Source organism: Rossellomorea sp. H136 (assembly GCF_056838065.1).
In genome coordinates this window covers 533,530-556,730 of the sequence record NZ_CM166371.1, presented here as the reverse complement: position 1 = coordinate 556,730, position 23,201 = coordinate 533,530, and the positions used below count along the sequence as shown (strand labels likewise).

Below are 23,201 nucleotides of genomic sequence, written 5' to 3'. Positions count from 1 at the left end.
TTATCAATTAATACAAACCTATATTACAATAAGGTTTCAAGTAGAGTCAACAACTAATTGAAAATGATTATCACTAATTCCATAATCATCCACAACTGAAATGCGGGTCGAAATACGCAATACAGCCAGAATTTCACAAAAAAAAGACTTGCTCCTCCTCTCGGAAAATCAAGTCTTTTGGACTATGATATTTTCTTTTCTTTTATTTTGCCAGTGTCTTTCAAGTAATAATCATCCGAGGTAAAAAATTCATGTGTAAGCCTCTTCACTTCTTTACTTAAAAGAAGAACTGCAATGATATTCGGAATTAAAATCGCTGCAAGGGCTAAGTCAAGGAATTGCCAAATGACTTTTGCTGCACCAACTGAACCAAGCACAATCGCAACCGTATAAACAATCTTGATCCCTTGTGCTGCTTTGTAGCCAAATAGAAATTCTGCCTGCTTTGCTCCATAAAAGACGATGACGATAATCGTCGATAATACGAAGAAAATCAATGAAATCGTAACGAGGATTCCACCAAATTCCCCGAAATAACTAGAGAAAGCTTCTGTTGTTAGTGCTGAAGGATCATCCAATGCATTCTCAGCAGTCCAGACCCCTGAAGATAATACTACGAAGGCCGTTGCTGTACAAACGATGATCGTATCAATCACGATTCCAACGATTGCCCATAGCCCCTGCCTGACGGGATGATCGGTTTGTGCCGCCGCATGGGCAATCGGTGCCGTTCCTAGTCCTGCCTCATTGGAATATAACCCTCGGGCAAATCCCCAACGGATCGTCTCAGCAACTGCTACCCCGGCGAACCCACCCATTGCAGACATGGGTTGAAATGCGTTCGACAAAATCAGACTGAAGAATTCCGGAACAGCGTCAATGTTCATAAATAAAATGACCAATGCGCTTCCTACATAGATCAAAGCCATGAACGGTACAAAGATTTCCGTCACTTTACCAATACGCTTTATGCCACCAAATACGATTAATACAACGATGAGGGCAACGACAATGCCCGTGATAAGTCCATCTACATTAAATGTTTCTTCTACCGTGGATGCCACAGCATTCCCCTGCACCATCACACTTGGAATCAGCTCGATCATAAGGGCAAAGGCAAACCATACACCGAGCCATCTCATATTTAACCCTTTCGTCATGTAATACATGGGACCGCCCACATATTCTCCCTTTTCGTTCTTTTCACGATAGCGGACCGCAAGTACACTCTCGGAAAACTTAAGGGCCATTCCAATTAAGGCAATCACCCACATCCAGAAAACAGCTCCCGGCCCACCAAACATGATCGCTGCCGGTACCCCGACAATATTCGCTGCCCCGATGGTGGATGATAGAGCCGACGTCAAGGCCTGCAACGGCGTCACCGTTCCTTCGCCTTTTGGCTTCTTAAAAACGCTTCCTATCGTTTGCTTAAATATGTACAGAGGATAGCGAAATTGTATGAATTTCAATAAAAATGTTAAGTACAAACCCGTTGCACCCAGGACAATGATTAATGGAGGCCCCCATAACCATGCCGAAACTTTACCTATGATGTCAAAAAACGTATCCAATCGTGCTCCTCCTTTTTAGTAGAGGCAGTGGCTAAGGAATTCTTGATTGGGCAGACGTAAATGATCGTGCAAACGTATGTATAATGCCTTTGTTCTCCTATATGAGACCCTTTTCCAGAAAAACTAGCCACAACTTCTAAATGGTTTTTCAAACTTTTCCCTAAATTTAGTGGTGTGAAACATTTTGTTTAAAAATGGGAAAGGCTGAGGATTTTTTTTGGCTTAAAACCAAAGACCATTCATTCGACAAAACCCGTTCATTTCCCCGGAAATACGGCAACTTCTGACCAATAAAAAAATCTGCAGCCAACTTCTGACTGCAGATCCTGTTTCTTATTCTGATACCCTGGGCAGAATCAACACTTCCACCCGTCGGTTTTGCCCACGGCCTTCTGATGTAGTGTTGTCGGCAATCGGTTCAAATTCTCCGAATCCTTTTGCACTGAACCACTGGGGATCAAGCTTTGGATTGTCCAAAATGATTTTCATAAAATTGACTGCCCGCATGACGCTAAGCTCCCAGTTGGAGTCATATTCCGCATTACTGATCGGCACGTTGTCCGTGTGACCGCTAATGATAATGTTCCTTGGAGGATTCATTTCAAGCAGCGCAGATAATTCCCCCGCCACGCTCAGGTCACTTCCTTGGACAATGGCTGATCCCGAGGCGAATAACACATTGTCCCGTATCGTGAGAAGCAATCCTTCATCGGTAAGCTTCGTAACGAATTGAATCTCCAAATTATTCGTTTTGATATACTGATTTATTTTTTCCTGAATTTCCTTTAACTCTTCCTGATCCTTCAGAAATGCCTGCTTATCAAGCTCTTCCTTACCTAATTCCTTCTCTTTTTCTTCATCATTCCCTGAAGATGCTGCCTGTTTGCTATCTTGATCGCTTGACTGCTGAGGTGCTACTGGACTGGGATATTCCATCATACCGGTCCCACCGGTGAAGATTTCACTAAACACCTGGGAGAGTTCCCTGAATTTTTGAGCGTCCACTGAACTTGACGCATAAAGCACGATAAACAGGGCCAGTAACAGTGTTAGCAAATCCGCGTAAGGTATCAGCCAGGACTCGTCTATATGCTCGTCGTCATGTTTCTTCTTACGCCGCCTCATCCTCATCCTCATCCCCCTTTAACAACAATAATCGTTCACTTGCCGGTAAGTAGGACGCCAGCTTCTGTTCGATCACCCGTGGCGATTCTCCCTCGATGATCGATAGGATCCCTTCTACCATCATCATTTTCATCTGCACTTCACGCTTTGACTTGCGCTTCAGCTTGTTGGCAAATGGGTGCCAAAGAACGTAACCCGTGAAGATACCGAGAAGCGTTGCAACGAAGGCCGCAGAAATGGCGTAACCAAGTTCATCCGTATTGTCCATGTGACTGAGGGCCGCAATAAGTCCAATCACCGCTCCAAGTACGCCGAGGGTCGGTGCATAGGTCCCCGCTTGTGTGAAGATGAGCGCCCCCGCACTATGTCTCTCTTCCATGGCATCAATTTCTTCATGCAGCACATCCCGTATATAATCAGCGCTTTGTCCATCCACCGCTAATGAAAGTCCGTCCCGCAAAAAAAGATCCTCGACTTCCTGGGTTTTGGCCTCGAGTGCAAGCAGTCCTTCTTTTCGGGCAAGGTCTGCCAATTGGGAGAAGAATTGAATCGTTTGTTTCGGGTCCTGCAGTTTTTGTTCTTTAAACAGTATGCCGAATAGCTTCGGTACTTTTTTAATTTCATGGGTTGGGAAAGCAATGGTCACCGCTGCCACTGTTCCAAGTAAAATAATCAATATGGCTGCAGGGTTCAGCAAGGCAACAGGGCTTACTCCTTTGAAAACCATCCCCACTCCAACCGCTATCAATCCTAAAATGACTCCTATCAAAGACGTCTTATCCATCGATCGTTCCACCTTACTCTTCGTAGTCTACTACTAATATCGGATGGAACTTCTAATTATTGAGAGATAAAAGCGTTCAAAATTTTCTTATAAATTACCGTAAACCGTTATGAAGCACTAACTGTTTTTGTCGATATATGTAATATATAGGTATTTATACTAAAGGAGAGAACCGTCATGACCCCAAAGCAATTGAAAGAAGTCGATAGTAAAAGAAAAAACCTGCTGCTCCTGATCACATATTCCATCAGCCTGATCGCAGCCCTCACGTATTCCATCATAAATGAGTCAGGAATCATTACCGTAACGGTATTCGCTTCACAGATCATCATTCTGGCTGCATACTTCATTGTGCTGCAATTAATGTTGAAAAAGCCACATTCCTTTGTTTATTTCAGCATTCCTACTGTTTATGCCATCATCGGAATCTGGCTTTTTTTAGAAGGGTCCAATCCAAATGAATTAGTCATCTTATTATTTTTAGCTGTCATCAGTGCGATTCATTTTAATCCAGTGATCTTCGGGATCGGGTACGGGTCCGGACTCGCATTATTCATCTTAAATGGAGCTCTTGCACCTGCAAACGACCCGATTTTCACAGAATTATTCATTCCGGCTTTGCTTGTATATGTACTATTGGGGACGGTCCTTGGAGTGGTGATCCACTTGAACCGCAATCAATTCAAGCAACTTCAAGAATTCATCAAAATGACAGAAAGCGAAACCATGAAAAAAGAAGATCAACGAAACTTCCTACAAAAAGAATTAGCGACCATCTCTACAAGCATTCATCAAATCAACGAGCAGATACAAACGCACCTCGTCTCACACGATGAAATGAGAACGGCTGTAAATGAAATATCAGCAGGAAGCGTCACACAAAGCGATCAAATTAACAACATTGCTGCCTTTTCCGAGACAACGATGAGTAAAATGGACGAGGTTTCCAAGCTTTCAAACAATCTCACTGTCCATTCCACTCAAGCGAATTCCATTGCTGTTTCAGGCAGTGAACGTGTCACTTACTTGCAGGAAAACATGATTGAATTGAAGAATATTATTGAAGGCCTTCGTCAAACGTTCAGCGAATTAACAAGTAAAATTGAAGAAACAAATACGTTCATTGGAAGTATTCAAGACATTACGGATCAAACCAATTTGCTCGCTTTAAATGCATCAATCGAGGCTGCTAGGGCAGGGGAAGCCGGGCGGGGATTCAGTATTGTAGCCGATGAAATTCGGAAACTGGCAGAGATTACACGAAACACTGCCACTCGTATTAACGACAATCTTGCTTCCGTTAACTCAGTGAACTCATCTGCAGTCGAAATCATGAATCTCAGCTCAGAAAAGCTGGATGAAAACGTCGGGGCAACCGGTGAAGTAACAGAGTATTTCACGACACTGCGTGAAAAGCTTGCTTCCCTGACAAACGAGTTCAAAATCTTAACTTCTACGGCATCTGAAGTAAGTGGCCAAACAGAAGAAGCTGAGCTATCGACGAAAGAGCTTGCAGCTGTCATTCAACAAACCTCTGCAGGACTCGAGGAAATCAGCGCTACCATTGAAACCCTTCATGGTGATAACTGTATGATTGCTCAATATGTTCAAGAAACCGCCACAAGTGCCGAACGAATTCAACGCAGTGTCGAGGTGTAAATTATGATAAACTAAAAGCATCATTAGAGTACTAAAGGATGTGGCACCTTGAAACGAAGAATCATCATGATGATTCCCATCATGTTTATCGTAGCCGTGGTAGCAAATTGGATGCTCGGCAAAGGATACTCTGAGATTCCTTCCGAAGCCAAAACCATGATCATCATTGGAGCGGCCCTCCTATCCGGAGTGATCTCATTCTTCTTATTTAAAGATGAACCCGAGAAGAAATAAAGAAACACCACTTTCCTTGTCGAAAGTGGTGTTTTCATTATCTCAGGAGCTTATTTTCTATTTTATGCTCATAATTTTTAAATAAAGAACCATTCGTTTTAATTCTTTTCTTTGAAAGCATCGCGTTGTATTTGAGCATGTTTTCACTCAGGCTTTTCTCCAGCTCCTGCTTCTCCAGGTCATCATCACATACCCGTAACAAATCTTCAATACGCATCATTTCTTTTTTCACATTCATTTCATCCGTTGTATACCCTGCATTCTTCATCATCCGATGGGCCATCTTCAACTCCTGGGGCACTCCTAAATCATCGTTTAAATTAAGCGGTTTACCAAAACCCGGCAGCTCTTTAAAGTCGCCATCCTCATAAGCCTTCTTAATCCTTTGCTCGGACATGATCATCGAAAAATCCAATTCTACCCCTCCTACTCCAAACTATAGTGGACGCGGCTGGTCTTTGACGTATCGATCACTCGCCACTTGTTACCAATAGTATATCCAAAAGACTCCAGGTTTGAATGCTTAAGATACGTCTATTTTCTGACAATTCCTCTTCACATATTTTCGTATGAGCTGGAAAAACTACCTGTATCACGGATGAAAAGGAGTGGCTGACATGGCACGTGGAAAATCGTTCGAATCAAAGAAAAAAGGACATCCAGGCAACTTCCCTCAGTATAGTGCACCAGAGGGAAAACACTCAGAAGATGCAGCTGGGGATGAAGAACTGATTGTGACCCAGGAAGCGTTTAAAAACCGGGTGGATGAGGACGAGCATCGTCTGTAAATACAAGAAACGCCAGGAGATCCTGGCGTTTTTCCGTTTGGTTGGCTGAAATCGGGGGAAAATCAAGATGTGAAAGGGGTGAAAACTTAGTTTATTTTCAATTTCATCCCTTTTATTTTTAACTTTCCGATTTTATTTTCAAATTAGGACTATTAATTTTCAACTATCCGATTTTATTTTCAAAACAATTTCCGAACCGCTTTCTACACACTCACGGTTTCCTTCTTCGATATATCCATCGCTGGTCCAAAGAACTCGAAGTGAATGTTAGATTCAGGAACTCCCATTTCTTTCAATGTTGTGATGACAGCTTTCATAAATGGTACCGGCCCACACACATAGCATTCCGTATCTTCATCTACATATTGTGATAGGATTTCTTTGTTCACATATCCTTTAAAATGACTTTGTGATTCGTCACGGGGATTTTCGTACACATAGCACGCTTCTCCGTTCATTAATTCTTCCATTAAACCGTCGACATCTTTTCTAAAGGCATGTACCCCTTCATGTTTACTCGCATGAATAAAGGCAGTTGGGCGTTCCGGCTTCGTTCTCGCTACCGTTTCAAGCATACTCATCATAGGAGTGATTCCGACACCTCCACTTATAAAAGCAACAGGTGATTCGGTGTCCGCTAAAAAGAAATCCCCTGCCGGTGCACTGACTTCAATCTCACTTCCTACGGCTACTTTGTCATGTAAGAAATTTGACACCTTCCCTTGAGGATCAAATTCTGCTTCTCTTTTAACAGAAATTCTGAAGAGATTCACCATTGGCGCGCTTGATAAACTGTACTGACGAATATGGGTGAACTCTTCACCAGGGATGGTCACCCGTACAGAAATATATTGACCCGACATGTAGGTTGGGACATTGACCCCTTCTTGTGGTTGAAGATAGAAAGAGGTTATACAATCGCTTTCCACTACCTTTTTTGTAACGATAAACGGTTTAAAGTCTCTGTATCCGGCGTCTATATTCTCCGTTTCTTGGTACATCTCTTCTTCTACATCAATAAATACCCCGGCGATGACACCATATGCTTCTCCCCATGCTTCAATAATCTCATCTGTCGCTGCGTCTCCAAGAACTTGCTTGATGGCTTGAAGTAAATGCTCGCCAACGATCGGATAATGCTCAGGCTTAACGCCTAAACTTCTATGCTTGTGAGCGATTTGCTTTACAACCGGCAGGATCATCTCGAGCTTATCGATGTTCTGCGCAGCTGCATATACCGTATTGGCTAATGCGGTTTGTTGTCTGCCCTTTTTCTGATTGGCATGATTGAAAATATTTAGTAATTCCGGATGATTAGTAAATAAATTTTTATAAAAAGTGGACGTAATTTCCGTTCCTTTGACTTCTAACACAGGCGCAGTTGATTTCACGATTTCAATGGTTTTTTGAGATAGCATGTTGGTCACCTCTAAAGATATATTTTAAATACATCTTTAGAGTACTTCTCTTTTCACCATAAAGCAATATACAAAATACATCTTTAACAAAACAGCCACATTTAGACACAAACATGCTTCCTTCTGTATAATAAATGTATCGGATCGGAAAGGTGAGATAAATGAGACTAACTTTATACACTGACTACTCACTGAGAGTCCTAATCTTTCTGGCATCAAAACCAAAAGAGGAACTCTCTAATATAAAAGAAATCGCTGATGCCTACAGCATCTCAAAGAATCACCTGATGAAAGTGACGTATGAACTGGGGAAAAACGGTTTGATTGAAACGATCCGCGGCAGAAACGGCGGTATCAAACTAGCACAATCCCCAGAAGATATAAATATCGGAAAGCTTGTCCGGACCACAGAAGAAGACTTCCATCTTGTCGAATGCTTTGACGCCAAAAACAACAGCTGCGTTATCACTCCAGTCTGCGGACTAAAGCATGTACTAGGAAAAGCGTTAAACGCCTACCTCTCTGTCCTTGATGAATACACCCTGGCCGATTTGATCCAAAACCCGATGGACTACCGGTTCTTATTTCAAGAGCAGCAGGATGAAGCTTCCACCTAGTTATGAAAACTCCTTTCCATTTCAATGGGAGGAGTTTTTTGTTTGGGATGGAGTAGAGTCAGGCACGTTTTATCCAGGTATAACTTATCCACAATTAATTCAAACCCATTCAAAAAAGCCTGTTTTCCAACTGAAAACAGGCCCATCTCCTACTTCTTACTCTCACTATATTTAAATGTCATGAACACGAATAAGAAAAAGCTGAGTAATAACGTGCTTCCTCCTACTATATAGAAGACCATCGTGAAGCTTCCTGGCAGGTTGAATGGATTTAAGTTGTACATCCACATTCCAACGGTTAATCCGATCGAACCGATGATCGCAGTCCAAACATGTGCAAATGCCAGTTTTGAAGATTTCGGCACTTGATAGGAACGATAATAGGATGAATACGCAAATAAGCTTAACCAGCCGACAACTAAAATATGAGCATGAATGGGCTTAAACGCATACGATCCGGCTCCTGCCATATGAGACCCAAGAAATGCTCCAATAAACCCATAGATGGCGGACATTCGTAATAAAAGGACATTCCACGGCACTGTTTCTTCCCCCTTCTTTATCTGGAGTATTGCTTCAATCATTATAGTATAGTTGCCCCGTGGTTCGCTATGTTTCTTGTTTCGATGCCACAGAACGTTCATTTTCATCGTGCACGAAACAAATACTTTTCCATTCTTTCGCATACGATAGAAAGATGGGTGTAAACACTTGCAAACGGTGCCCGCACTGATACAATAAGAATGTAATAGAACATTCTGAAAAAAGGAGAATACATATGTCTACTTACCAACAAAATCTTGAGAAATATGCAAGTCTTGCTGTAGAAGTCGGTGTCAATGTTCAAAAGGGCCAGACCCTGGTCATCAACACGTCCATCGATTCTGCGGAATTTGTTCGCCTTGTAGTAAAGAAAGCCTATGAAGTTGGGGCTAAGCACGTCTACGTTAACTGGAATGATGATGTAGTGAACCGTACGAAATATGATCTTGCTCCAGACGAAGCATTCCAGGAGTTCCCTCAGTGGAAAGCAAGAGAAGTCGAAGAGCTTGCTGAAGGCGGAGCTGCATTCATGAGCATCGTGTCTTCAAGCCCTGATTTGCTTAAAGGGGTAGATCCAGATCGTATCTCAAACTTCCAGAAAGTAGCTGGAAAAGCAATGTCCAAATACCGTCAATTCATTCAATCGGACAAAGTAAGCTGGTGCGTACTGGCCGCTCCCTCTAAAGATTGGGCTGCAAAAGTATTCCCGGATGCTTCTGCAGAAGAACAAGTGGATTTACTTTGGGATGCCATCTTCAAAGCAGTCCGTGCAGACCAGGCTGACCCTGTCCAGGCATGGAAGGATCACGACGCAAACCTGCACGAAAAAGTGGAATACCTGAACGACAAAAACTACAAAAAGCTTCACTACACGGCACCAGGGACGGACCTTACGATCGAGCTTCCTAATGGCCACCTGTGGGTAGGGGCTGGAAGTGTGAACGAACAAGGAACCACTTTCATGGCAAACATGCCAACGGAAGAAGTATTCACGGTTCCATTAAAAACAGGTGTGAACGGAACGGTATCAAGCACGAAACCACTTAGCTACGGTGGAAATGTGATCGATAACTTTACGATTACATTCGAAAACGGCCGTATTGTGGACGTTAAGGCTGAGGAAGGCGAAGAAATTTTGAAGCGCCTTGTAGACACAGATGAAGGATCTCATTACCTTGGGGAAATCGCCCTTGTCCCTCATCAATCCCCAATCTCTCAATCGAATGTGTTATTCTACAACACATTATTCGATGAGAACGCATCAAACCACCTTGCAATCGGAAATGCCTATGCATTCTGTATCGAAGGCGGAAAGAAAATGAGTGAAGAAGAGCTTGAGAAAAACGGCTTGAACAACAGTATCACTCACGTTGACTTCATGATCGGTTCTGACAAAATGAACATCGATGGAGTGAAAGAAGACGGCTCGACTGAAGCAGTATTCCGCGATGGCGGTTGGGCGTTTTAAGATTTGACTGTGTAGGATCCCAGAAGGTGGTTTGGCTGCCTTTTGGGATTTTTTATGAAGATGAGGACGGAATTGGAAGAAGAACGGTTGACTGAGCGCTCAATCTATTGAGTGTAACTGGAAAAAGACGCATATATTGAAATTTGGACGTATAAATTTGAAAAACGACGCATAAATCAAATTAAAGACGCGTAAATTTATATTTTGACGCAAAAAACCTGAAAAAAGACGCAATCCTCCCCTTTCAATCGGTGTATCTTTCCCCCGTGAACCTATCTACCTTCCTTTCATTATGTTATTAGCTCATTTCCAAACAATTCTCCTCTTTCGGTCAAAAAGCTCACCCATACTGCTTCGTTAACGCAATGGCTGCTATCGTCGCACCAGCTGCCTGGGCATAGCTTCCGAAGGCGGTGATTTGCAATCCGATATCCTCCATTTCCTTTAAAATATATATTTCTCCTATCGCTTCAATTGCTGCACCAAGGGATTGAAGTGAATTTCCGGCTGCAAGAAGATCTGAAAACTCCCGAGTACCCAACGTGGCCCCATAGGCTTCCAGTCCTGCCCCTAAGGATTGGACAGTGTCTCCAAATATATCAAGATTCAATCCTTCCACTTCTCTTCCTGCGAATTGGAGTTCAGCTGCTGTGACATTTGTTACGTTTCCTGAAGCTTGAATCCAATCACCGATCACTCTTATCGTTTCTCCAAACGAACCGTCCGAGAGCTTTTCCGCTCCCACCCCTTGAAGGGCATTTCCTGCCGCTTCAAACCCGTTTCCGATGGAGACCAACCGAAATCCGAGAGGCTCTTGACTATATCGTTCTTCTTGTATGACCATGGTTTCGCCAATTGCTGCAATCACCGTTCCGATCACCTGCGTCCAAGCACCAGTAATAAGGATAAGCCTATCGATCAACTCCACCCACCGCTCCTTTCCCCTGCCATACTTTTAATGTATTCAATTAGCTACAAATGGTATCTTTATCCGTGTCTATTCCTTGAGTAAATATTTTGTAAATACCAGTAAATCAGTCTTGTTTATTTTGTCCTATCGGGCTATGATATTCTAGTTCATCTAGCGTTTCATGAGGGGAGGAATATAGATGAGAATTCGGGATTGGGACCGTAATTTAAAGGTCCGGCTGTTTGGGGAAGCAGCGATCAACATTACGTTCTGGATGTTCTTTCCGTTTTTGACGATTTATTTTACAGAGTCATTCGGAAAGCAAACGGCAGGATTATTATTGGTTCTTTCGCAGGTATTCGCCGTTCTGGCGAATCTGATGGGAGGCTATTGCGCGGATCGCTTTGGGCGTAAGCGAATGATGGTGTTCTCTGCATTCGGACAAGGCTTTGCCTTTTTAATCTTTGGATTTGCCAGTTCGCCTTGGCTCGATTCAGCCATGATCGGCTTTATCTGTTTTAGTTTGGTAGGGGTATTTGGGTCGTTTTATTGGCCCGCAAGTCAGGCGATGGTCGCCGATGTAGTGGATGAAAAGGACCGCAGTCATGTGTTTGCCGTCTTCTACACGTCCATAAATATCGCAGTAGTCGTAGGACCGATACTGGGCGGGATTTTCTATGTCCACTACCGCTTCGAGCTATTAATTGCCGCTGCACTTATTTGCATGTTCTTAGCTCTTCTTTTATATAAAATGACGAGGGAAACAGCACCTCGAGACACAAGTAAGCTATTAGTGACAGAAGGAAAAAAGAAAGCCTGGCATAGTGTGATATCGGATCAGATGAAGGATTATAGTGTTATTTTTAAAGACAAAACGTTTTTATTATTTATATTAGCAGGGATTCTCGTGGGTCAAACGTTTATGCAATTGGACCTGCTGATTCCCGTATATATTAAAGATGTGATGGATGAAGCCACTCTGTTCAGCTTCGGGGACTGGTCATTGACCCTTGTGAGTGAGCAGGTATTCGGGTTAATTTTATCTGAAAATGGATTCCTGGTTGCCCTTCTTACGGTGGTCATCACGAGATGGATTACGAAATTTCGTGAGCGCAATGTGTTCATCCTATCCTCTGTCATCTACGCCGTTTCAATTTTTATGTTTGGACAAACAAGCTCGGTTTGGATGTTTATGATAGCCATGGCGGTGTTCACATTCGCAGAGCTCATGACAGCAGGTATCCAGCAAAGCTTCGTTTCAAAGCTTGCACCGGATCATATGCGGGGGCAGTACTTTGCCGCAGCCAGCCTTCGCTTCACAGTCGCGAGAACGATCGCACCTCTATCCATCACTCTCTCACTTTATGTAGGGTATGATTGGACGTTTATCACCCTGGCGATCCTTGCTCTATTGAGTGCGGGACTTTTCTTCATTATGTTCGAGCGCTTTGAAAAAGAAGAACTGGAATTGAAGAAAGCTGTTCAATAAAAAAAGGAATGATCCATTGCGGGTCATTCCTTTTCTTTTTACAGTCCTAAACTTAAACCTTCATCGTCAGACTGTAGCATTGTATTTAGATCAAGGTTGAACTCGATGTCTGAAGAATCTTCATTTTCCACAAAAGAATTTTCAGAAAAGGATGAATCCAAAAAATTCCCTTTACCCCCTTTTTTCATCAAAAATGAGATGTTACAATGTACAACCGTAAGCAATCTTAACGTAGCTCCATAAAGAGCTAGTCGGAGATTCCAATCAATACTACGCAAAGAAAGGATGTATATTTCAATGCATATCGGAAGCAAAGGCTGGTACGTAGAAGAACTAAAAAAAGCGGGAGTACGCCGCTACGAAGAACGCAAAGTAGAATCCTACAAAAAACACGTTCTTGCAAACCTGTTAGAACGTACAAAATAAGAAGACACAAGAGAGGGACGGACCTCGATTCCTATGACCAGGTCATAGGAATGAAGGTCCGTCCCTCTTTTTTATTTCAGCAGTTTGTAAGAACTATTATTTTTGGAATTTTGTTAAAATAGTGAAATAGTATCACCACGTTTTTCCATGCATTTCTTTTCAAAAAAACTATTGTGATAGTCTTCAATCGTGTGATAGAGTAGAAAACATATTTCTAATCAACTTCATACGAATTCCTTATATATCTATGGTGATATGGACCATAAGTCTCTACCTGGCAGCCGTAAAGTGCCGGACTATAAGGAAAGTCTTTTCTATATGCTGTTTGTGTATGGAGACTTTCCCTATTTTTTAGAGAATGTCTTCATGCACTTTTTTTATATTTTCAAGAGGTCAGACATCATACGACGTAAACCTGAGGATTCGTTGAAGATTACATGTTGGGGGATTGGTATTGTGAGTTTAGTATATGGCATCTTATCATTACTTGGAGTTCTATTTTTAGCATGGCTGTTGAGCAGCAACCGCTCAAGCATTCAATGGCGCACAATCATCATCGGGATCTGCCTGGAATTCCTTCTTGTCTTGTTTGTATTAAAAGTCCCATTCGGACAAACCATTTTGAAAAAAGCTGCTTTAGGCGTACAGAAAGTCATCGACTACAGTAATGAAGGGATCATGTTCGTGTTCGGGGGATTTTTTGAGAAGGGAACGAACATTTCATTTGTTTTCGCAATCAATGTTCTGGGTGCGATCATCTTTATTTCTGCACTCATTTCGGCTCTTTATTACTTACGAATCATCCCGTTTTTTGTAAAATATATCGGAATCGGGTTGGGTAAAATCCTTGGGACAACAAAGGTTGAGTCGTTTAATGCAATCGGAAATTCCTTTCTTGGTTTGGCAGAGGCTCCCCTTTTGATTAAACCTTATTTAAAAAAACTGACGCGTTCTGAACTTTTTGCCGTGATGGTTGGGGGAACTGCTTCAGCAAGTGGAGCGATATTAATCGGATATTCTCTGATGGGAATCGACATGAAATTCCTTCTTCTATCCGTCTTTAGTGTACCTATCGTCTCTCTTGTGATTGCCAAAATCATCGAACCAGAAACGGAAGATTCCAAGACGAATGGAGATATTTCGTTAGGAAAAACCACTCATACAAACGTATTCGAAGCGATTTCCGAAGGTGCCCTTAGTGGTACACAACTTGCCATCAATATTGGTGGACTGCTCATCGCGTTTATCGGGATCCTTGCTCTCGTCAACGGATTACTCGGTGCTGTTGATATGAGTCTTTCCACGGTCTTCGGTTACCTGTTCTATCCACTGGCACTACTCGTCGGTATTCCAATGGATGAAGCGTTCCGTGCTGCCTCCATCATCGGGACGAAGCTTTCTGTGAATGAATTTGTCGCATATAAAGAACTTTCAGGAATGATGAACGATCTTTCACCCAAAACCGTTGCCATTCTTTCCGTTGCCCTTTGTAACTTTGCGAACCTGTCTTCGATCGGTCAATTGATTGTCGGCTTGGGTTCTTTGGAGCCGACACAGCGTCCAATGGTTTCTAAGTTAAGCTTGAAGGCCATCATAGCCGGCACACTGGCGAGCTTCATAACGGCCATTATCATTAGTATATTTCTATAATTTTTTCTCGTGATTATGTTTCTTCCGACCCCCTTTAGTGAATAGTATAAGGTAGCAATCTTTTTTCACATTGACAACGGAAGGTGAATTCATTGAGAGAAAAAAAGTTCATGAAAGAAACGAAAACAAGTAAAACGACCCACGTTCTTCCACCCGACACCAACCATCATGGTACATTGTTTGGTGGAAAACTGATGGCCTATATAGACGACGTGGCCTCCATTGCCGCTACCCGTCACGCCCGCAAGCCCGTCGTAACGGCTTCAACAGATTCCGTCGACTTCCTGCAGCCCATCAAAGTCGGGGATGCTGTGACTTTGGAGGCGATGGTCACATATACCGGACGCAGCTCCATGGAGGTTTGTGTGAAGGTCACTTCAGAGGTGCTTTTAACAGGAGAAACCAATGTGGCAGCCATCTCCTTCTTAACCTTTGTTGCTTTAGAAGGCAATAAACCCGCCGTCATTGCGGAAGTCGTCCCGGAAACAGAAGAAGAAAAATGGCTGAACGAAACCGCGAAGAACCGTGCCGAGCACCGTAAAGCACGCAAAAAACATAGTCAGGAACTTGCGGAGTTTTTCCGTAAAGCGTATTGATGAAGGGAGATGCTTGAAGAGAGCATCTCTATTTTTTTTGGGAAGAGTCCGTTCGCCGATATATCTGGAATTTCGCCGTTAAAAGTGAGATTTCGCCGTTATAATGGAATTTTCGCCGTTATACTGGAATCCGTTCTCCTTCCTCTTATTAATCGTACGAAAATTCCTAGTCTTCATTAATACGGCGAATTAGCCATTCGCTGATATATATAGAATTCCGCTGATAAACGGTACGATTTCGCTGATATATCGAAAATTTCGCTGATAAAATGTAAATTCCGCTGATATCTTGCGTTCGATATCTAAAACACTTCTCCTCTACCGTCCAAAATTCATCCCCTCCCCCTTTTCCGATCATATCAATTACGATTCCCCACCAGGTAATGGTGAATATCATCCAAATCACACACTCACCCCGTAAACTCCAATCACTCCCACAACACTTTTTTCCCTCCTCCCCTTCAAAATAGGTCCGTCCCTCCGATAATACAGAGGTACGGACATGTGAAATGTCTCAATATTTTTTTGGAGGTAACGGTTTGAAAAAGTTAATCAGCATGTTTCTTCTTGTCATGCTTGTTGTGGCGGGATGTTCCTCACCCATGACGGAAGAAGCGAGTATAGAAAAGCAGCAGAGTATTGGAATTCTTCTCTCTGACACAGGGCTTGGAGATGGATCGTTTAACGATTCAGCATTTAGAGGATTAGAAAGGGCACGTGATGAATTAGGTATTTTATTTGATTATAGAGAAGCACCGGATGGAAACTTTGAAGAAGCACTTCAGGAGCTTGTCGATCAGAAGCATGAGCTTGTGATCGGCCTTGGATTTTCCATTCAAGATGCGATTGAAAAGGTTGCAAAAGCAAATCCTGACCAGAAATTTTTATTAATAGACGGATTCTCAGATGTGGATAACATTACATCGATTACGTTTAAAGAACATGAAGGCAGCTTCCTTCTAGGTATGGTGGCAGCTATGAAATCAAAAAGTAACACGATTGGTTTCATTAGCGGAGCAGACGTTCCTGTTATTCAACGTTTTGAAAAAGGGTTTGAACAAGGTGCTCAGTACATCAATCCTTCCATAAAGGTATTGAAAGACAACGCCGACAACTTTGGTGACGCTGAGCTTGGCAGGAAAATAGCCGAGAACCAGATGAAGCAAGGCGCCGATTTTATTTATCCTGCCGCAGGTTTTACAGGAATTGGAGCGATTCAGGCTGCGCAAAACGCAGGCATTTTGTCTGGAGGGGTTGATTCAGATCAATACTTCATTGCCGAAAAATCAGTTGTCACCTCCATGGTCAAAAAAGTGGATAACGCGGTTTTCAACATTACAAAAGAACTCATTTCAAGTCAAAAAATAACTCAACAAGCCTATGAGCTTGGTCTCAAGGAAGATGGAGTGGGATTAGCCCCCATTCGTGTCACTAGCTTGTCTCCTGAAGAAACAAAACAATTAGAAGACGCAAAAAACAAAATCATCACTGGGGACATTACGATAAAATTGCAATAAATCTCATCTAAGGAGTATTCACATGGCATTAAAAAAACGTTTACTGATTTTGGGACTTATCCCGCTGATCCTTTCGACGATAATCATTGGGTACATCGTCTCTCAATTGATTTCTCTTCAAAATTCTGCAAATGAAGATGTACAAGTTCTTCTCGAGACAGAGAAATTGCGGGGAGATCTCGTTGTGGCAAAGCAGGCACTATCCAATTACTCCGTCAATTCAACAGCAGAAAACAAACAAATGGTAGAAGGTATTCTGGAAGAAACTTCTACGCAGATCTCAGATTTGAACAAGCTTTTGACAGTTAAAAATCAGCAAGAAACTCTTTCATCCATCAAGACGAAATTCACAGATTTGAAGACTGCCTCAGATGCAGCTCTCAGCGAAATGAACAAAGCGGAGATCAAGCGCCAGTCGATCCGCATCTCCGGAGTCCTGAACGATATGTATCTATTAACGAACCAAACAAATGATTGGTATCAAAACCTATTAAAAGAAAACAAGAGGCAAATTGAATTTATTGTATGGGTGTCAGTGATTGGATTCATCTTAACCATCATCCTCTCTATGGCAGCATCTACCTTATTGACACAGCGAATTGTGAAGCCTTTAAACATTATGGTGAATAACGCTGAAAAGATGGCCAATGGTGATTTAACGATTTCAGTTGAATCGGTTAAAGAGAAAAACAGTAAATTTGAAGTGGACAAACTCCAAACGGCTTTTCACCATATGGTTCTGAATCTGCGGAGTACGGTTCAATCCGTCCATGATATCGGATCAAATGTAGAGAAGTTCACCCAGGATGTACGCTCACAAATGACGAGTTTGGCAGAAAGCAGCAACCAGGTGGCGGTTTCGACTGAAGAATTGGCAAAAGGAAGTCAATCCATCTCTGAAGACATCCAATCAACGGCTGCTTTAATGTCTATGATGGGTGATGATTTTGCCCAGAATGTGAGACAAAGCGGAGAATCATCCGCTAGCAGTAAAGTGGCATTGGATTCGGTTGAGCATGGTCGCGCATCCTTAAATAAACAGCAGCAATTTGCCGAAATGATCGCTGAATCTTCTTCATCCATCATGGATTCCATCGAACATTTTGCCCAATATACCGGTGAAATTGAACATGCCTCCCATGCTGTCAGGGAAATTGCCGATCAAACAAATCTCTTAGCACTAAACGCTGCAATCGAAGCAGCCAGAGCCGGGGACGCAGGAAAAGGATTTGCCGTCGTTGCCCAGGAAGTCCGAAAACTGGCAGAAGACTCATCCGTTGCAACCGAACGAATAGGGAACATGGTCGCAAATATCAAAAATGGCATCCATTCTATTATGGAAGCTTCTCAAAAGGGAAAATCCCTTTCTACTCAGCAAGTGGACTCCATGAGTGTAACAGAGCATGCGTTTAAAGACATCTCAGGAAACGTTTCGACCATTTACGAAAATTTAGTACAACTTGAAAATGGCATGCATGCTTCAAATGAGCGAACCAACCAAGTGATTGCAGCCATTGAAAACATCTCGGCGATCACAGAGGAAACCGCTGCCGGAACTGAAGAAATTTCTTCTTCTACTGAAGAGCAGTTGAGGTACTTCGAACAAATGAATGAACAAGTAGGAAAATTGAACGGGATGACAGCAGAAATGAAAAATGAATTGGAGCGATTTAAGCTCTGATAATGGGAAAATGCCTCTTGGTGGGGCATTTTTTCATTTGTTAGAATGATTGTTTTAGACTACGAATCGGTCGTTCGTATTGTGATTCCACCCAAGATAAAAAGGAAATATCCAAATTTAGTATTAAAAAAATACGTTAATCTGCTACAAGAGTCCCCTTCCCCTCCATTTTCACCTAAGTCCCATCCCATATGACCACCCGTGGGTCCAGAAAAACCCCTTCACCACCATCCGACTACTCCAAACATCCCTATCTATATTACAGAACGTTTAAATTTTTTTAACGAACAAAAAATCAAGGTCCGTCCCTAAATACTATTATAGGTATACAGAAACCCCACATCATACACTTTTACTTTTTTAAAAACGCTTTCACTTCTGTCATACTTTGTAACAATTTGTCGTTGGTAAATATCTCCACCTTCATAACCCTCAAAAATCTCCTATACTGTATAGAAGGTTATACTGTCTAGAATTCTTATAGTTGGAGGAATATTGATGTTATCAAACTCTGAAATTGGTATCGATTTAGGAACTGCAAATATACTTGTTTATAGTAAAAATAAAGGAATTATACTTAATGAACCTTCTGTTGTCGCGATCGACACAGAGAATAAAACGGTATTGGCGGTTGGAACCGAAGCCAAGAGCATGATCGGAAAAACGCCAGGGAAAATCGTGGCTGTACGCCCGCTTAAAGATGGTGTGATTGCCGACTTTGACGTGACAACTGAAATGTTAAAACAAGTGATGAAAAAAGCGAGTAAAAAACTTGGATTCTCTATCCGCAAGCCAACGGTTGTCGTTTGTACGCCTTCTGGTGCAACAAGTGTCGAGAGAAGAGCGATTCAGGATGCCGTGAGAGGAAGCGGCGCGAAATCCGTGACCCTTATTGAAGAACCTGTTGCTGCTGCCATCGGGGCAGACTTGCCTGTAGGAGAGCCTGTTGCCAACGTAATCGTTGATATCGGTGGTGGTACAACGGAAGTAGCAATCATCTCTTATGGTGGCGTTGTTTCTTGTAACACGATCCGTATCGGTGGAGACCAAATGGATGAAGATATCGTTCAGTACGTTCGCAAACGTTACAATCTACTGATTGGTGAAAGAACGGCTGAATTAGTGAAAATCGAAGTGGGTCAAGCACTGATCGACCATGAAGAAAGAACGATGGATATTCGTGGACGTGATTTGGTTACTGGACTTCCAAAAACGATCGAACTATCATCAAACGAAATTCAGGATGCCTTGAAAGAATCTCTTCTTCACATCTTAGAAACAATCCGTGCGACATTGGAAAATTGTCCTCCTGAACTAAGTGGGGATATTGTCGATCGCGGTGTAATTCTGACTGGTGGCGGAGCACTTCTGAACGGACTTCAAGATTGGTTAAGCCAGGAAATCGTCGTACCGGTTCACTTAGCTCCTAATCCGCTAGAATCAGTGGCAATCGGAACAGGACGTTCTCTATCCGTGATTCACAAATTACAAAAAGTAAAATAAGAAGATATCCCCCATTAATTTGGGGGATTTTTTTGTAATCAACTGCAAACTCACCTATTTACCCCCCACTAACCATTTTTTCAAACAACCAATAGTCAGCTTCCCCAAGGAGAGATTTTGTTAGCTTCAGAAATTTAAAAATAGTTTTTCCTCGCCCGGCAGTTCAGTACTGCCGGGCATTTTTATATTTCCCCTCTTTTCCTCCTCTCTTGAAAAACAAATATTTATTATAAAGTGATCCATGTTTCAACTTCTGTCGTTAGTTCTATGAAAATATAAAAAAAGGAGAGATTCAATTATGAAAATGAAAAAAGGTTATTTAACGGTCCCATTAAGTATGACCTTACTAGTACCAACTGTAGGTACAGTTTCAGCCCACAATAGTGAAGATCACTTACTGAGCATGCCTACTCAGCGGTTGAAGCCATGAGACGCGGAGATGAAGGTGCTGAAGAATGAAGCAGCGAAAGAGGAATCCCTTAAGAATCTGGATGGATATCGTGCAGAATTCTCCAAATTCCTTGAAACAGCAACAGGTGGCCGTTTGAAATCTGACGCCCTGGCAGAAGGACTTCAAATGCACGTTGAGCAACTGGTTGGAGCATTCAACAGCTATGCAGCTGGGGATTACGAAAAATCCTGGGATCAAATCCGTATGGCGTATGAGCATTTGCTGATCAGTTCCCTGACAAATTCAAAGCCAATATGCCTTCTGAAATGCCAAACTCCGGTATGGGTGGAACTGCTGGAAACGAATTCCCGTTCGAATTCCTACTTGCAGCCCTGCTGATCATCGCTAGTGGAACCACACTAGGAATGAAAAAATACGCTACACACAAAAAATAATAGGAAAAGATGAGAGGGACGGACCTATTAAGGTCCGTCCCCCAGTGTGAAGATGAAAGGAGTGGCTTCACATAATGTATACTATGAGGGTTGTACTACTTGTGCTTGTACTATTGCCCATTTCTGCTTGTTCTGCTGGATTTAGTTCAAGTTCTCAAGAGGAAAGAGTGGCCACGCAAACAACCGAAAAGCAAGATGAAATGCCGAAAGCTCGAATGGCAAGTACCACCACTTCACCTTCCCATTAATAAAAAAACAGCACGGACTCCATCCGTTGCTTTTTTTTATGGATATTTTTACAAGATAGAGAAATCCTATGAGTAAGGAAGGTGAAGATGATGAACGAACAACAGCTTGAAGATCTGTTCAGCTTTTATGGATATGAGGATCTATACAAGCGATTCAAGACGCCTCTTTATGTGACTGGCATTATGGATGATGCAGACGCAGAATTAGTTGAAGATTTCTTGGAGAATTTCACATTCGATGGTCCTGTTTTATTTGATGAATTCAGGTTTTGGTTTCAATATTATGAAGTGTCCAAACGTCCGCCTTTTACGTTTTAAAAAAGCTGCTTTCTGTGCGAAACAGAAAACAGCTCTCCTTAATAAGGTGCATCCTGATAGAAATAATTCGTCGAATTCCACGTATTGTCGTACTCTTTATGAAAGGTATGAGTCGTTGCTGGCGACACAGGCGGAATCAACCATGTCCAATCCCCGGTCACATCACGGTCAGCGCTCTTCTCGTTCTCTTCAAACAAGCGGAACTGCTGGGCAGCCGTATGATGATCCACGATGCTGACTCCATCTTCTTTAAAGGAATGGAGTACGGCGATATTCAACTCGATCAGCGCTTTATCTTTCCACAACGTTGCCGCTCTCGACATATCCAACCCCATACAGCTCGCTACTTTCGGCAAAAGATTATAGCGATTCTCGTCTGCAAGGTTTCGTGCGCCGATTTCCGTTTCCATATACCAGCCGTTAAACGGAGCTGCTTTATATGAGATACCCCCTATTTTTAATTCCATATCAGAAATGATCGGAACTCCATACCATTTCAACCCCAAATCCTGGAACCAGCCATATTCAGGGTGGCGTAGAGGGACCTCTAACCTAAGTCGAGCTTCAATCTCTTTCCACTGTGGAGGTCCGTCCCCGATTTGCACGACGAAAGGCAGGACATCAAAGTCCTTCCCCTGCCCCTTCCAGCCAAGCTCCTCGCATTTCTTCGTAAAATCGATGGAATGGGGGTCTCCTGTATACTGCCCATCCTCCACATAGCCAGCATATCTGATCAATTGATGATTCCATAATCGGATGTCAGGCTGCTGAGGCTGAGACGGTCTGAAGATGGTAATTGTCGGACGGATTCTCCCATTATTAGAAGCATAGTCAAGATGGCGCTCTAACGCACCGAACACCTCTTCTTCAGTGAAGGCATCACGTGCGTCAAACACGTTCAGCGAATTCCAGAACAACCGGCCAATACAGCGATTGCTGTTTCTCCACGCCATCTTGGCTCCGTGCACAAGCTCTTCTGTCGTATGAGAATAGGTCCCTTCTGTTCTTAGTTCATCTTCTATTTGTTGTAAGCGAAGCATCATGTCTGAATCGCTTTTATTTAATTCTTGATAACATTGCTCAATGAAGGCCCTCGCCTCATCCAAAATCTGTGTCAATATAATCGCTTCCCAACTATCTTATTCAGCGCATACTGTAACTTCAAGTATACCATTCATCCTATGCTCTTTTCCTTGGTACATTTGAACAAGGATTGAATCTTAAAGCGCCCACGCTTTCTCATAGCAGCGATATTCCTGGTGCCCCTCTGGTTTAGAAGTGAAGTAGACTGATCCCCGGTACTCATAACCCATTTTTTCATAAAGATAATTGGCTCCCGTGTTTCTTGAATATGCATCTAACCGGATGCTCCCGAACCCTCTTTCACGAGCGATATCTTCACACTTCTCCATGAATACTTTACCCAATCCTTTTCCCTGCTGAAGGGGATCAAGAAACAATGCATGAATCACCCACTCGTTCGCAAATCTCCACGGGATCTCGGACCATTCCGGGGACTGCCATTCATTCAGGGTCGCGGATCCTGCTATTTTTTCATCTATCATGAATACATAAAGATTTCCATTTATCATTTCTTCTTCAAAATATGCACGGCTTGGGTAGTGATCATTCCATTGAAGTAATCCCTTTTCATCCAGATCCTTTTTACATCTCAAGTAAACGTCCATAATGGTGTTGAGATGGTCAGGGTTCGCTTGCTTTAGTTGTATGTTCATTTTATTTCCTCTTCTTATCATTGAATTTATGTACTCCTCTAGTGTTTCTTGATGATATGGTGGTTATACTG

Annotated in this window: 26 protein-coding genes and 1 riboswitch; of the genes, 16 read left to right on the top strand and 10 right to left on the bottom strand. The window is 42.5% G+C overall.

Translation table 11 applies throughout. From position 1 onward, the window contains the following. Nucleotides 1-182 precede the first annotated feature (182 nt). From ACYH0O_RS02845 to motA, 3 genes are all read right to left on the bottom strand, one after another. Nucleotides 183-1,574, bottom strand: a complete 1,392-nt coding sequence (locus ACYH0O_RS02845; RefSeq protein WP_482631044.1) for an alanine/glycine:cation symporter family protein — start codon at nt 1,572-1,574, stop codon at nt 183-185. Nucleotides 1,575-1,907: 333 nt separating this feature from the next. Beyond that, on the bottom strand, nt 1,908-2,711 hold the full coding sequence (gene motB, locus ACYH0O_RS02840) for a flagellar motor protein MotB (protein WP_482631043.1): 804 nt from the start codon (nt 2,709-2,711) through the stop codon (nt 1,908-1,910). After that, nucleotides 2,686-3,483: a flagellar motor stator protein MotA gene (gene motA, locus ACYH0O_RS02835; RefSeq protein WP_482631042.1), complete on the bottom strand. Its 798-nt coding sequence runs from the start codon at nt 3,481-3,483 to the stop codon at nt 2,686-2,688. Before motA ends, motB begins: the two co-directional genes overlap by 26 nt. A 177-nt stretch (nt 3,484-3,660) precedes the next feature. Here motA and ACYH0O_RS02830 point away from each other — a divergent pair, with 177 nt between their 5' ends. Both ACYH0O_RS02830 and ACYH0O_RS02825 read left to right on the top strand, forming a co-directional pair. Continuing rightward, the gene (locus ACYH0O_RS02830; RefSeq protein WP_482631041.1) at nt 3,661-5,142 is read left to right on the top strand and encodes a methyl-accepting chemotaxis protein; all 1,482 of its coding nucleotides are present in this window, start codon (nt 3,661-3,663) and stop codon (nt 5,140-5,142) included. Nucleotides 5,143-5,190: 48 nt separating this feature from the next. Next, entirely contained in the window at nt 5,191-5,376 is a 186-nt protein-coding gene (locus ACYH0O_RS02825) for a histidine kinase (protein WP_148967385.1), read from the top strand. Between the two features lie 37 nt (nt 5,377-5,413). Here ACYH0O_RS02825 and ACYH0O_RS02820 read toward each other — a convergent pair whose 3' ends face one another. Then, the gene (locus ACYH0O_RS02820; protein WP_482631040.1) at nt 5,414-5,791 is read right to left on the bottom strand and encodes a DnaJ family domain-containing protein; all 378 of its coding nucleotides are present in this window, start codon (nt 5,789-5,791) and stop codon (nt 5,414-5,416) included. Nucleotides 5,792-5,993: 202 nt separating this feature from the next. On the opposite strand from ACYH0O_RS02820, the gene ACYH0O_RS02815 reads away from it, so the two are divergent. Then, nucleotides 5,994-6,164, top strand: coding sequence for a hypothetical protein (locus tag ACYH0O_RS02815; RefSeq protein ID WP_482631039.1), 171 nt, complete (start codon nt 5,994-5,996; stop codon nt 6,162-6,164). Nucleotides 6,165-6,367: 203 nt separating this feature from the next. Here ACYH0O_RS02815 and hmpA read toward each other — a convergent pair whose 3' ends face one another. Beyond that, nucleotides 6,368-7,582 (bottom strand): NO-inducible flavohemoprotein, encoded by a 1,215-nt coding sequence (gene hmpA, locus ACYH0O_RS02810; protein WP_482631038.1) that lies wholly within the window; start codon nt 7,580-7,582, stop codon nt 6,368-6,370. Between the two features lie 161 nt (nt 7,583-7,743). Here hmpA and ACYH0O_RS02805 point away from each other — a divergent pair, with 161 nt between their 5' ends. Further along, entirely contained in the window at nt 7,744-8,199 is a 456-nt protein-coding gene (locus ACYH0O_RS02805; RefSeq protein ID WP_427597900.1) for an RrF2 family transcriptional regulator, read from the top strand. A gap of 149 nt (nt 8,200-8,348) precedes the next feature. Here ACYH0O_RS02805 and ACYH0O_RS02800 read toward each other — a convergent pair whose 3' ends face one another. Then, on the bottom strand, nt 8,349-8,741 hold the full coding sequence (locus ACYH0O_RS02800) for a hypothetical protein (protein WP_482631037.1): 393 nt from the start codon (nt 8,739-8,741) through the stop codon (nt 8,349-8,351). A 236-nt stretch (nt 8,742-8,977) separates the two neighbouring features. On the opposite strand from ACYH0O_RS02800, the gene ACYH0O_RS02795 reads away from it, so the two are divergent. Further along, nucleotides 8,978-10,210: an aminopeptidase gene (locus ACYH0O_RS02795; RefSeq protein WP_149154386.1), complete on the top strand. Its 1,233-nt coding sequence runs from the start codon at nt 8,978-8,980 to the stop codon at nt 10,208-10,210. Nucleotides 10,211-10,550: 340 nt separating this feature from the next. Here ACYH0O_RS02795 and ACYH0O_RS02790 read toward each other — a convergent pair whose 3' ends face one another. Further along, complete coding sequence (locus ACYH0O_RS02790; protein WP_482631036.1) at nt 10,551-11,138, bottom strand: DUF6944 family repetitive protein; 588 nt, start codon at nt 11,136-11,138, stop codon at nt 10,551-10,553. A gap of 181 nt (nt 11,139-11,319) precedes the next feature. Here ACYH0O_RS02790 and ACYH0O_RS02785 point away from each other — a divergent pair, with 181 nt between their 5' ends. The 4 genes from ACYH0O_RS02785 (at nt 11,320) to ACYH0O_RS02770 (ending at nt 15,281) form a co-directional block, all read left to right on the top strand. After that, complete coding sequence (locus ACYH0O_RS02785) at nt 11,320-12,609, top strand: MDR family MFS transporter (RefSeq protein WP_482631035.1); 1,290 nt, start codon at nt 11,320-11,322, stop codon at nt 12,607-12,609. Between the two features lie 297 nt (nt 12,610-12,906). After that, nucleotides 12,907-13,035: a YflJ family protein gene (locus ACYH0O_RS02780; protein WP_079530789.1), complete on the top strand. Its 129-nt coding sequence runs from the start codon at nt 12,907-12,909 to the stop codon at nt 13,033-13,035. Nucleotides 13,036-13,252: 217 nt separating this feature from the next. Next, a riboswitch (purine riboswitch) is annotated at nt 13,253-13,354 on the top strand. A gap of 137 nt (nt 13,355-13,491) precedes the next feature. Beyond that, complete coding sequence (locus ACYH0O_RS02775; RefSeq protein WP_149154390.1) at nt 13,492-14,685, top strand: NupC/NupG family nucleoside CNT transporter; 1,194 nt, start codon at nt 13,492-13,494, stop codon at nt 14,683-14,685. A 92-nt stretch (nt 14,686-14,777) separates the two neighbouring features. Further along, nucleotides 14,778-15,281: an acyl-CoA thioesterase gene (locus tag ACYH0O_RS02770; RefSeq protein ID WP_113968670.1), complete on the top strand. Its 504-nt coding sequence runs from the start codon at nt 14,778-14,780 to the stop codon at nt 15,279-15,281. A gap of 166 nt (nt 15,282-15,447) precedes the next feature. Here the strand turns inward: ACYH0O_RS02770 and ACYH0O_RS02765 are convergent, their stop codons facing one another. Further along, nucleotides 15,448-15,687 carry a hypothetical protein gene (locus ACYH0O_RS02765; protein ID WP_482631034.1) on the bottom strand — a complete coding sequence of 80 codons (240 nt, stop codon included), beginning with the start codon at nt 15,685-15,687 and terminating at the stop codon, nt 15,448-15,450. A 133-nt stretch (nt 15,688-15,820) separates the two neighbouring features. On the opposite strand from ACYH0O_RS02765, the gene ACYH0O_RS02760 reads away from it, so the two are divergent. The 7 genes from ACYH0O_RS02760 (at nt 15,821) to ACYH0O_RS02730 (ending at nt 21,394) form a co-directional block, all read left to right on the top strand. Beyond that, nucleotides 15,821-16,798, top strand: coding sequence for a BMP family lipoprotein (locus ACYH0O_RS02760; RefSeq protein WP_482631033.1), 978 nt, complete (start codon nt 15,821-15,823; stop codon nt 16,796-16,798). A 22-nt stretch (nt 16,799-16,820) separates the two neighbouring features. Beyond that, nucleotides 16,821-18,479, top strand: coding sequence for a methyl-accepting chemotaxis protein (locus ACYH0O_RS02755; protein ID WP_482631032.1), 1,659 nt, complete (start codon nt 16,821-16,823; stop codon nt 18,477-18,479). Between the two features lie 498 nt (nt 18,480-18,977). Then, entirely contained in the window at nt 18,978-19,982 is a 1,005-nt protein-coding gene (gene mreBH, locus ACYH0O_RS02750; protein ID WP_034761217.1) for a rod-share determining protein MreBH, read from the top strand. Between the two features lie 298 nt (nt 19,983-20,280). After that, on the top strand, nt 20,281-20,412 hold the full coding sequence (locus ACYH0O_RS02745; RefSeq protein WP_482631031.1) for a hypothetical protein: 132 nt from the start codon (nt 20,281-20,283) through the stop codon (nt 20,410-20,412). 9 nt (nt 20,413-20,421) lie between these two features. Continuing rightward, nucleotides 20,422-20,772, top strand: a complete 351-nt coding sequence (locus ACYH0O_RS02740) for a hypothetical protein (RefSeq protein WP_482631030.1) — start codon at nt 20,422-20,424, stop codon at nt 20,770-20,772. Between the two features lie 130 nt (nt 20,773-20,902). Beyond that, a complete protein-coding gene (locus ACYH0O_RS02735) occupies nt 20,903-21,076 on the top strand; it encodes a hypothetical protein (RefSeq protein WP_482631029.1) in 174 nt (57 codons plus the stop codon). An 87-nt stretch (nt 21,077-21,163) separates the two neighbouring features. After that, nucleotides 21,164-21,394, top strand: a complete 231-nt coding sequence (locus tag ACYH0O_RS02730) for a hypothetical protein (RefSeq protein ID WP_482631028.1) — start codon at nt 21,164-21,166, stop codon at nt 21,392-21,394. 38 nt (nt 21,395-21,432) lie between these two features. Here ACYH0O_RS02730 and ACYH0O_RS02725 read toward each other — a convergent pair whose 3' ends face one another. Continuing rightward, nucleotides 21,433-22,512 carry a nitric oxide synthase oxygenase gene (locus tag ACYH0O_RS02725; protein ID WP_482631027.1) on the bottom strand — a complete coding sequence of 360 codons (1,080 nt, stop codon included), beginning with the start codon at nt 22,510-22,512 and terminating at the stop codon, nt 21,433-21,435. 102 nt (nt 22,513-22,614) lie between these two features. Then, a complete protein-coding gene (locus ACYH0O_RS02720) occupies nt 22,615-23,130 on the bottom strand; it encodes a GNAT family N-acetyltransferase (protein WP_482631026.1) in 516 nt (171 codons plus the stop codon). Nucleotides 23,131-23,201 lie beyond the last annotated feature (71 nt).